The sequence below is a fragment of the Phenylobacterium sp. genome (assembly GCF_030645195.1).
Taxonomy (GTDB): domain Bacteria; phylum Pseudomonadota; class Alphaproteobacteria; order Caulobacterales; family Caulobacteraceae; genus Phenylobacterium.
In genome coordinates this window covers 25,872-34,689 of the sequence record NZ_JAUSLW010000174.1, presented here as the reverse complement: position 1 = coordinate 34,689, position 8,818 = coordinate 25,872, and the positions used below count along the sequence as shown (strand labels likewise).

The following is an 8,818-nucleotide window of genomic DNA, read 5'->3' as shown; positions in this document are numbered from 1 at the left end:
ATGGCGTTGACGCCGACCGACTTGCCCGAGCCGGTGGTGCCGGCGATCAGCAGGTGGGGCATCTTCGAGAGGTCGGCGATATAGGGCTCGCCGCCGATGTTCTCGCCGAGCGCCATGGGCAGGGCGAGCGTCGAGCGCTCGTATTCGGGGCTGGCCAGCAGGTCGCGCAGATAGACGGTCTCGCGCTTCTGATTGGGCAGCTCGATGCCGATGGCGTTGCGGCCGGGCACCACGGCGACGCGGCAGGCGGCGACCGACATGGAGCGGGCGATGTCGTCCGACAGGGCCACGACCCGGGCCGACTTCACGCCGGGGGCGGGCACAAGTTCATAGAGGGTGACCACGGGACCGGGGCGGATCTGGTCGATCTGGCCGCGGACGCCGAACTCGGCCAGCACGCCTTCCAGAAGTTGGGCGTTCTGACGAAGGGCCCCTTCGTCGAAGGCCGCCGCCCGGGGCTTGGGCTTGGCGAGCATGGAGAGCTCGGGCAGCGAGAAGCCATCAGGCCGGACGAAGTCGAACACGCCCTGATTCTCGCGGGTCTCACGGGAGGAGTCCCGGGGCGGGGTCTTGGGCGCGCGGATGGCGAGCGGCGGGCTCGCCCCTTCGGCCTCAACCGAAGCCCCCGAAGCCGTCACCGGCGCCGGGGCCGCAGCCGGCGCCGCGCCCAGGGCCTCGGCAGGGATCTCGGCGGCGCGGGCGGCGCGCCTCGCCCTTGCGGTCCGGGCCGGAGCGGGCTCGGGTCGGGGCTCGATCTCCACCTTGGGCCGGGGGGTCAGGGCGTGGGCCATGGCCTCGCCCATCCCGGTCAGATTGAAACGGCGGATGCCCAGGGCGAAGGCCAGGGCGAACGCGCCGGCCACCCCCAGCAGCAGGGCTGAAATGGGGCGGGCGGCGGGAATGCGGGCGAAGTCCAGCAGACCGGCGAAGCCGGCCAGCAGGCCATGGCCCCAGAAACCGCCCAGGCCTTTGGCCAGGGGCCAGATCGCCGGCGGCGCCGGCCACGACATCAGCGCGGCCAGGCCCAGCACGCCCGCCAGGCCGATGAGGGCGCGGAGTCTTAGGTCGGCGCGGTTGGCGTCGGGATCAGGCGACAGGGCGCGCGACAGACCAAACATCACCATCAACAGGGCGGCCAGGCCCGCGGCCAGACCCAGGGACTGCATGCCCATATCGGCGATGGTCGCCCCGGGACCGCCCAGCACATTGAGCGGCGCGTGGCCGGTGGCGGCGTTCAGGCTCGGATCGGCGGCGTTGTAGGTGGCCAGCGCCAGGGCGACGGCCACGCCGGCGGCCGCCAGCAGCCCGCCGCGCAGCCGCGCGGTCAGCGGATGGATCCAAGCCAGCCGGGCCACATGGAGCCCCAGCTCCACACCCGATTTTCGCGCCGCCCGCGCCATAAGGCCTCCAGGAAAGACAAGCCACCCATCTATGGGTCGGGAGGGTTAAGAGGCGTTTACTTCGATGACAGTGCGCCGGAGGCGACACGACGGCGCAAACCCCGCTTGCGCCGACGAAGCCGCTTCCGCTGAAGGCCCTGCCGCACTAGGATTTCAGCCATGTGGACCGTCCCCCAACCCGTTCTCCGCCTCGTGGCGCTCGCCCTGCTGGGCGTCGCCGGCATCGCCTTCGCCTTGGGCGTGATCGGCGCTGAGCCCCGGGGCGGTCGCCTGCCCGGCGAGGCGTCCGGGTCTGAGGCGTCGGTCGCCCCCGTGGTCGCCACCGACGCCGAGGCCCTGGACGAAAACAATCAGAGTCTCGCCAGGCGCGAGGCGCCCGTCGAAGACGAGGCTGGCGAATCCGGGGCGACCGTCGCCGCGACCGAAACCGCCGTAGAGACGGCTTCGGCCGATCCGCAGATCCCGGCCCTGCAGGTGCCGGACGAACCGCCGGCCCAGCGCCCGCCCCCGGCCAAGACGCCTGCGCCCAAGGCCCCTGCGGCCCCTGCCCCCAGCGGCGACGCCATCGGCGACCTCGTGGATGGCCTGACCCCGTCCGAGCTGCCGCCGTTCTAGACGGCTAGAGCGTCGGCGGCGTCTCTTCCGGCGGTCGCGGCCCGATATCGGCCAGGGGCGGGCGGCCCCGGTCGCGATACTTGATGGCCTCCGGCGCGGTGACGCCGGCCGAGACGATGAACTGGATGGCCTCGTTCAGGGTCCAGTCCAGCCAGATCAGCCGGTCTACCGGCACGATCTCCACATAGCCCGAGGTGGGATTTGGCGTGGTCGGCACATAGACCGCCGCCAGCTCCTCGCCGCTGTCGGCGGCCCGGAAGATCTGGGTGACCAGGCCGACCGTCTTCATCTCGTCCGACGGAAATTCGATCAGCACCACCTTCTGGGCCTGCTCCATCGGCGATTGAAAGCTGGCGATCAGCTTCTGGGCCGAGGAATAGATGGTGCGGCCCACCGGGATGCGGCTGACCAGGTCATCCACCGCCTTGCCAAAGGCGCGCCCCGCGGCCCCGCGGGCCAGGGCGCCGACGATGGTGAGGATCACCAGGGCGGTGAGGATTTCCAGAACGGTGGTGAACACCCCGCCCTCATCGCCGCCGCCGCCCAGGGAGGTGAGCGGTCGGATCACCAGGGCGCCCAGCAGGGCCGCCAGCTTGGCCAGCAGCCACAGGGCCCAGACGGTCAGGGCCAGGGGGGCCAGGGTCACAGCGCCCAGGGCCAGGGTCTGGGGCCAGCGGACCAGGAATTGTCGGACGGCGGGGTCCATGGGGCGTGCGGCTCCGTCGGCTGCGTTGAAGGACTACCTAAACGCAGCCGTCGCCTTCCGGAAACATGGCGACCTTATGCCGGGACGGGCGCCACGGCGTGCTTGGCGAAGTGGGCCAGCATCCGGGTCCAGCCGTCCTTGGCGGCTGCGGCGTCATAGGCCGAGCGATAGTCGGCGTGGAAGCCGTGCTGGGACTCTGGATAGACGAGGATCTCGCTGTCAGTCTTGCCCGCCGCGGCCAGGGCGCTACGCATCTTCTCCACGTCGGAGAGGGGAATGCCCTGGTCCTGGCCGGCATAGAGGCCGAGCACCGGCGCCGAGAGAGCGGCGGCCATGTCCACCGGCCATTGGCGCTCATCGGCGGGCGCGTCGGCGGGGCGGGCCAGGCGGCCGTACCAGGCGACCCCGGCCTTGAAGAGGTTCAGCCGCTGGCAGGCCTGCCAGGTGATGTTGCCGCCCCAGCAGAAGCCGGTGATCGCCGCGGTGTCGGCCTGGGCGTAGTCCTGGGCCTTGAGGAAGGCCATGGCCGCCGACAGGTCGCCCATCACCTGCTCGTCGGTGGCGGTCGCCACGATCTTGCGGATCTCGGCATAGTCGCTCATGCCCGAGGGGTCGCCGGCCCGGGCGAAGAAGTCCGGCGCCATGGCCACATAGCCCAGCTGCGCCAGCCGGCGGCAGACGTCGCGGATATATTCGTGCACCCCGAAGATCTCCGAGACCACGATCACCACCGGATAGGGGCCAGCGCCGGCCGGCCGCGCCAGATAGGCCGGGATCTGGGTGTCGGGCGGGGAGATCTGCACCGTCTCGGTGACCAGGCCGGTCTCCGGCGTCGTGATCGGCTCGGCCTGGGCCGACAGGGCGAAGACCGCATAGCCGCCAAGCGCCGCGACCGCGAGACCCCGGCGCGACAGGTTGAGATCAGACGGCTTGGTCCCTTCGGGACGGGTCAGCGTGGTCATGGGCGTCCTCGTTCTTTGGGTTGACTTGATCCTGCGGGCCAGGCGCCTCTGAGTCCAGCCGCTCGGCGCGTTCAGGCCACGGGCCCGGCGCGGCGCAGGGTGAGGTTGATACGGCCGCCCCCGGGGATCAGACGCGAGGAGCCGGCGATGATCCGGTCGATCCCGTGACGGGCCAGACGCGCCGGCCCGGCCAGCAGGCAGACATCCCCGGACGCCAGCCGCACCGAGGTCGTCGGGTCGCGCCGGCTGGTCCCGCCGATGCGAAAGAGGGCGGTGTCCCCCAGCGAGACCGACAGCACCGGAAAGCTGAAATCGGCCTCGTCGCGATCCTGGTGCAGGCCCATCTTCGCCCCGTCCCGATAGAGATTGACCAGGCAGGCGTCGGGGGGAATCTCAGGGTCGGCCAGCTCGGCCCAGAGGCGCAGCAAAACCTCCGGAATGTCGGGCCACGCCGCCCCGGTCACCGGGTGGGTGGGCTGATAGCGATAGCCGCCGGCGTCGGTCACCCAGCCGAGGGGGCCGAAATTGGTCATCTCCACGCTCATGGGCTTACCGCCCGGCGTCACCGGCCGGTAGAAGGGCGCGGCCGCCACCTTCTCCAGCACCTGCGCCAGCAGGGCCTCTTGCGCCGCAGCATCAAGAGCGGCGGGCGCCAGGCGAAATCCGATTTGCGAAACAGGCTCCATCAGACCCCATATAGGACGAGATGACGCCGCCCGCCCCCATGCGCCCCCTGTCCCTGCGCCCCCTGACCGACGGCGAGCGGGCGCTGGCCCGCGAGGTGTTCGGCGAAGGCCTGGCCGCCGGGCGCGTGCGCATCCTGGCCCTGCCGGTCTGGCCCAGGGCCTTTGCGGCCGGCTCGCGGCTGATGGTGTTTCCGATGGCTGCGGCGACCCGTGACTTCTCGCGGTCGCCCGTGGGGTTGCAGGGATTGTTCGTCCACGAACTGACCCATGTCTGGCAGGCCCAGCGGGGAATCGGCCTCCTGTGGGCCAAGCTCCGGTGCGGCGATGGCCCGGAGGCCTATGCCTACGACCTTTTGTCGGGGCGCAGCTTCGGCGATCTCAATATCGAGCAACAGGCCATGGTTGTGCAGCACGCCTTCGTGGCGAGCCGCCGGGGCCAGACGCCCTTTCCGCCCCTGGCCTATGGGGCGTTCCTGGCCGGATTTTGCGCATCGCCCACCGATAAACCCCGGAAACTTTAGGGGCATTGGACTTGTAGCGGCTAACAGGAGCCCCATATCGCGACTCGACGGCGGCGCCTTCTTTGGGCTAACCGCCCGAGACCCTTTTTCGACCGGGGGCGGTGACAAGAACGGGGGTGCTTCACTAGAAGGCCCACACGCGCCGTCCGCCAACAAGGAGCGAGCAGGACTCGATATGAGCAAGATTATCGGCATCGACCTCGGCACCACCAATTCGTGCGTCGCCATCATGGACGGCAAGACGCCGAAAGTGATCGAGAACGCCGAAGGCGCCCGGACCACCCCCTCGGTGGTCGCCATTCTCGACGACGGCGAGCGCCTCGTCGGCCAGCCGGCCAAGCGCCAGGCGGTCACCAACCCGTCCAACACCCTCTTCGCCATCAAGCGCCTGATCGGCCGCCAGTATGGGGATCCGACGGTGGAGAAGGACAAGGGCATGGTGCCCTACGACATCGTCAAGGGTCCCAGCGGCGACGCCTGGGTCCGCGCCCACGACAAGGATTATTCCCCCCAGCAGATCTCGGCCTTCATCCTTCAGAAGATGAAGGAAGCCGCCGAGCAGCACCTGGGCGAGAAGGTCGAGAAGGCGGTCATCACCGTCCCGGCCTACTTCAACGACGCCCAGCGCCAGGCCACCAAGGACGCCGGCCGCATCGCCGGTCTCGAAGTCCTGCGCATCATCAACGAACCGACCGCCGCGGCGCTCGCCTACGGGCTTGAGAAGAACGACGGCAAGAAGATCGTGGTCTACGACCTCGGCGGCGGCACCTTCGACGTGTCGATCCTCGAGATCGGCGACGGCGTCTTCGAGGTGAAGGCCACCAACGGGGACACGTTCCTGGGCGGTGAGGACTTCGACCTGCGGATCGTCGACTACCTGGCCGAGGAGTTCAAAAAGGAAACCTCCGTCGACCTCCGGAAGGACAAGCTGGCCCTCCAGCGCCTGAAGGAAGAAGGCGAAAAGGCCAAGAAGGAGCTGTCCACCACGACGCAGTACGAGGTGAACCTGCCCTTCATCTCGATGAACGCCTCGGGTCCGCTGCACCTGAACATCAAGCTGTCGCGCGCCAAGCTGGAAGCCTTGGTCGAGGACCTGATCGCCAAGACGGTCGGCCCCTGCGAGATGGCCCTGAAGGACGCCGGCCTGAAGAAGACCGACATCGACGAAGTGATCCTGGTGGGCGGCATGACCCGCATGCCCAGGGTCGTGGACACCGTGAAGGCGTTCTTCGGTCGTGAGCCCCACAAGGGCGTGAACCCCGACGAAGTCGTGGCGCTGGGCGCCGCGGTGCAGGCCGGGGTTCTGCAGGGCGACGTCAAGGACGTGCTGCTGCTGGACGTCACCCCCCTGACGCTCGGCATCGAGACCCTGGGCGGGGTGTTCACCCCGCTGATCGAGCGCAACACCACCATCCCCACCAAGCGCTCCCAGACCTTCTCCACCGCCGACGACAACCAGTCGGCGGTGACCATCCGGGTGTTCCAGGGCGAGCGGCCCATGGCGCACGACAACAAGATGCTGGGTCAGTTCGACCTGGTGGGGATTCCCCCGGCGCCGCGCGGCGTGCCGCAGGTCGAGGTGACCTTCGACATCGACGCCAACGGCATCGTCAACGTCTCGGCCCGCGACAAGGCGACCGCCAAGGAGCAGTCGATCCGCATCCAGGCTAATGGCGGGCTGTCGGACGCCGACATCGAAAAGATGGTTCGCGAAGCCGAGAGCAACAAGGCCGAGGACGAGAAGCGCAAGGCCCTGGTGGAAGCCAAGAACCAGGCCGAGGCGGTGGTCCACTCCACCGAGAAGGCCATGGCCGAGCACGGCGACAAGATCGGCGGTCCCGACAAGGAGGCCATCGAAACCGCGCTCGCCGACCTGAAGTCGGCCCTCGAAGGTGAAGACGCCGAAGGCATCGCCACCAAGACCCAGACCCTCATCCAGGCTTCCATGAAGCTGGGCGAGGCCATGTACGCCGCCCAGCAGGGCGGCGGCGAAGGTGAGCAACCTGACGCCTCGGCCGGTGACGACGTCGTCGACGCCGAGTTCGAGGAAGTCAGCGACGACGACAGCAAGAAGTCCGCGTGACCTCGCGCCCCATGGCGGCCCTTCGCATTCCTTGCGAAAGGTCGTCGTGGGGAGCGACACCGCGCCGCGGCGATCGCGCCTGGCCCAAGGCTTGCAGCCGGGGCCGGGCGATCCCACCTCCCATGAAGATCAATTTGAACGCCTGATGATTTGATGCGGGACTATTACGACATCCTGGGCGTGACGCGCGGCTGCGACGAAGCCGCGCTCAAGTCGTCCTTCCGCAAGCTCGCCATGGAGCACCACCCTGACCGCAATGGCGGTTGCGAGGAGGCCGAGGGGCGGTTCAAGGAAATCAACGAGGCCTATTCGGTCCTCTCCGATCCCCAGAAGCGCGCGCGCTACGACCAGTTCGGCCATGCCGGCGTCAATGGCGGCGGCGGCGGCCAGGGCGGCGGCCAGTTCCACGACGTGAACGACATCTTCAACGAGGTGTTCGGCGACGTCTTCGGCGACATGTTCGGCGGACGCCGCCAGCGCGGCGGCCCGGCCCGGGGCCAGGACCTGCGCTACGATCTGGAGATCAGCCTGGAGCAGGCCTATGCCGGCTCCGAGGTGGAGATAGTGGTCCCCGCCTCCATCCAGTGCGAGGCCTGCGACGGCTCGGGCGCCAAGCCCGGCACCAGCCCCACGGTCTGTGGCGGCTGCGGCGGCGCCGGCCGGGTCCGCGCCAGCCAGGGCTTCTTCTCCGTCGAACGCGCCTGTCCCCGCTGCGGCGGCTCGGGCCAGATCATCGCCGATCCCTGCGTCGAGTGCCGCGGCCACGGCCAGGTCCGCAAGGAGCGCACCCTGCAGGTCCGCATCCCGGCCGGGGTCGACGACGGCGCCCGCATAAGACTTGCGGGAGAAGGCGACGCCGGAGCGAGGGGCGGGCCGCGCGGCGACCTCTACATCTTCCTCTCGGTGAAGCCGCACGAGCTGTTCGAGCGCGACGGCCTGGACCTGCTCTGCACCGTGCCGGTGCCCATGACGGTGGCCGCCCTGGGCGGCGCCATCGAGGCCCCCTGCCTGATGGGCGGGGAGAATTGCGACGGGAACTGCAAGATCGAGGTCAAGGTGCCGGAAGGCGCCCAGACCGGCCGCACCGTCCGGCTCAAGGGCCGCGGCATGCCCTCCCTGCGCTCCCGCGAGCGGGGCGACCTGGTGGTGGAGCTCTTCGTGGAGACTCCAACTCGACTCAATGCACGTCAAAAGGAGCTGCTGCGCGAGCTGTCGGATCTCTGCGGGGAGCAGCAGCATCCCAAGTCCGCCAACTTCCTCGGCAAGGCCAAGCGCTTCTGGGAAGAGGTGACGGGGGCTTAGGGCGCCAGCGTCCGGATATCCGGCCACCGGTAGCTGACCTCGTAGGTCACCCCGCCGGGGCCCGGCTCCCTGCGGGGCGCGTCGGCCTGTCCGCCCAGGTGTTCGTAGAAGCCGCGCGCCGGGATGTTGTCGCGCAGGACCGAGATCATCAGCGACCTGGCCCCCTGGTCGGCGAACACCCGGGCCGCGGCGGTCAGCAGCCGCCGGCCCAAGGCCTGGCCCTGGTGGGCGCGCAGGACATAGAGGGTGGCGACCTCCGCCTCGCCGGGCGCGCGGCTGCGCGAGGGCCCGCCCGCCGCATAGCCCACGATCCCCTCCCGGTCGGCGGCGGCCAGGACGATCTCGTGCTCGGCCGGACTGACCAGGGATTTGGCGAACCGCCGGGCGTTCACCGGCACGCTCATGCGGTCGAGATAGGAGTCCGGCAGCAGGCCACGATAGGTCTCGCGCCAGGCGGTCACGTGGACCTGGGCCAGGGCCTCGGCGTCGTCGGGGCCGACGGGGAAGATGACGTGCATGGGAAACCTCCCGGACTTAACCACA

Annotated in this window: 9 protein-coding genes; 4 read left to right on the top strand and 5 right to left on the bottom strand. The window is 69.5% G+C overall.

The window, feature by feature from the left end; all coding sequences use genetic code 11:
- On the bottom strand, nt 1–1,400 hold a 1,400-nt coding region (locus Q7T09_RS14495; RefSeq protein ID WP_304700597.1), incomplete at its 3' end, for a DNA translocase FtsK 4TM domain-containing protein.
- A gap of 159 nt (nt 1,401–1,559) precedes the next feature.
- On the opposite strand from Q7T09_RS14495, the gene Q7T09_RS14490 reads away from it, so the two are divergent.
- Complete coding sequence (locus Q7T09_RS14490; RefSeq protein WP_304700596.1) at nt 1,560–2,015, top strand: hypothetical protein; 456 nt, start codon at nt 1,560–1,562, stop codon at nt 2,013–2,015.
- A 4-nt stretch (nt 2,016–2,019) separates the two neighbouring features.
- On the opposite strand, the gene Q7T09_RS14485 is transcribed toward Q7T09_RS14490, so the two are convergent.
- From Q7T09_RS14485 to Q7T09_RS14475, 3 genes are all read right to left on the bottom strand, one after another.
- Entirely contained in the window at nt 2,020–2,721 is a 702-nt protein-coding gene (locus tag Q7T09_RS14485) for a DUF502 domain-containing protein (RefSeq protein ID WP_304700595.1), read from the bottom strand.
- 74 nt (nt 2,722–2,795) lie between these two features.
- Nucleotides 2,796–3,683: a dienelactone hydrolase family protein gene (locus Q7T09_RS14480; protein ID WP_304700594.1), complete on the bottom strand. Its 888-nt coding sequence runs from the start codon at nt 3,681–3,683 to the stop codon at nt 2,796–2,798.
- 71 nt (nt 3,684–3,754) lie between these two features.
- On the bottom strand, nt 3,755–4,369 hold the full coding sequence (locus Q7T09_RS14475; protein WP_304700593.1) for an alpha-ketoglutarate-dependent dioxygenase AlkB: 615 nt from the start codon (nt 4,367–4,369) through the stop codon (nt 3,755–3,757).
- 20 nt (nt 4,370–4,389) lie between these two features.
- Here Q7T09_RS14475 and Q7T09_RS14470 point away from each other — a divergent pair, with 20 nt between their 5' ends.
- From Q7T09_RS14470 to dnaJ, 3 genes are all read left to right on the top strand, one after another.
- Nucleotides 4,390–4,890 (top strand): hypothetical protein, encoded by a 501-nt coding sequence (locus tag Q7T09_RS14470; protein WP_304700592.1) that lies wholly within the window; start codon nt 4,390–4,392, stop codon nt 4,888–4,890.
- A 175-nt stretch (nt 4,891–5,065) separates the two neighbouring features.
- Entirely contained in the window at nt 5,066–6,973 is a 1,908-nt protein-coding gene (gene dnaK / locus Q7T09_RS14465) for a molecular chaperone DnaK (protein ID WP_304700591.1), read from the top strand.
- 153 nt (nt 6,974–7,126) lie between these two features.
- Nucleotides 7,127–8,275 (top strand): molecular chaperone DnaJ, encoded by a 1,149-nt coding sequence (gene dnaJ, locus Q7T09_RS14460; RefSeq protein ID WP_304700590.1) that lies wholly within the window; start codon nt 7,127–7,129, stop codon nt 8,273–8,275.
- On the opposite strand, the gene Q7T09_RS14455 is transcribed toward dnaJ, so the two are convergent.
- Complete coding sequence (locus tag Q7T09_RS14455; protein ID WP_304700589.1) at nt 8,272–8,793, bottom strand: GNAT family N-acetyltransferase; 522 nt, start codon at nt 8,791–8,793, stop codon at nt 8,272–8,274. The genes dnaJ and Q7T09_RS14455 overlap by 4 nt on opposite strands.
- Nucleotides 8,794–8,818 lie beyond the last annotated feature (25 nt).

Bases quoted from the DNA above. Each gene is read 5' to 3' on its own strand.
- Q7T09_RS14475 (WP_304700593.1), bottom strand. From the start codon at position 4,369: ATGGAGCCTGTTTCGCAAATCGGATTTCGCCTGGCGCCCGCCGCTCTT.
- Q7T09_RS14455 (WP_304700589.1), bottom strand. From the start codon at position 8,793: ATGCACGTCATCTTCCCCGTCGGCCCCGACGACGCCGAGGCCCTGGCC.
- Q7T09_RS14485 (WP_304700595.1), bottom strand. From the start codon at position 2,721: ATGGACCCCGCCGTCCGACAATTCCTGGTCCGCTGGCCCCAGACCCTG.
- Q7T09_RS14490 (WP_304700596.1), top strand. From the start codon at position 1,560: ATGTGGACCGTCCCCCAACCCGTTCTCCGCCTCGTGGCGCTCGCCCTG.
- Q7T09_RS14480 (WP_304700594.1), bottom strand. From the start codon at position 3,683: ATGACCACGCTGACCCGTCCCGAAGGGACCAAGCCGTCTGATCTCAAC.
- Q7T09_RS14470 (WP_304700592.1), top strand. From the start codon at position 4,390: ATGACGCCGCCCGCCCCCATGCGCCCCCTGTCCCTGCGCCCCCTGACC.
- dnaJ (WP_304700590.1), top strand. From the start codon at position 7,127: ATGCGGGACTATTACGACATCCTGGGCGTGACGCGCGGCTGCGACGAA.
- dnaK (WP_304700591.1), top strand. From the start codon at position 5,066: ATGAGCAAGATTATCGGCATCGACCTCGGCACCACCAATTCGTGCGTC.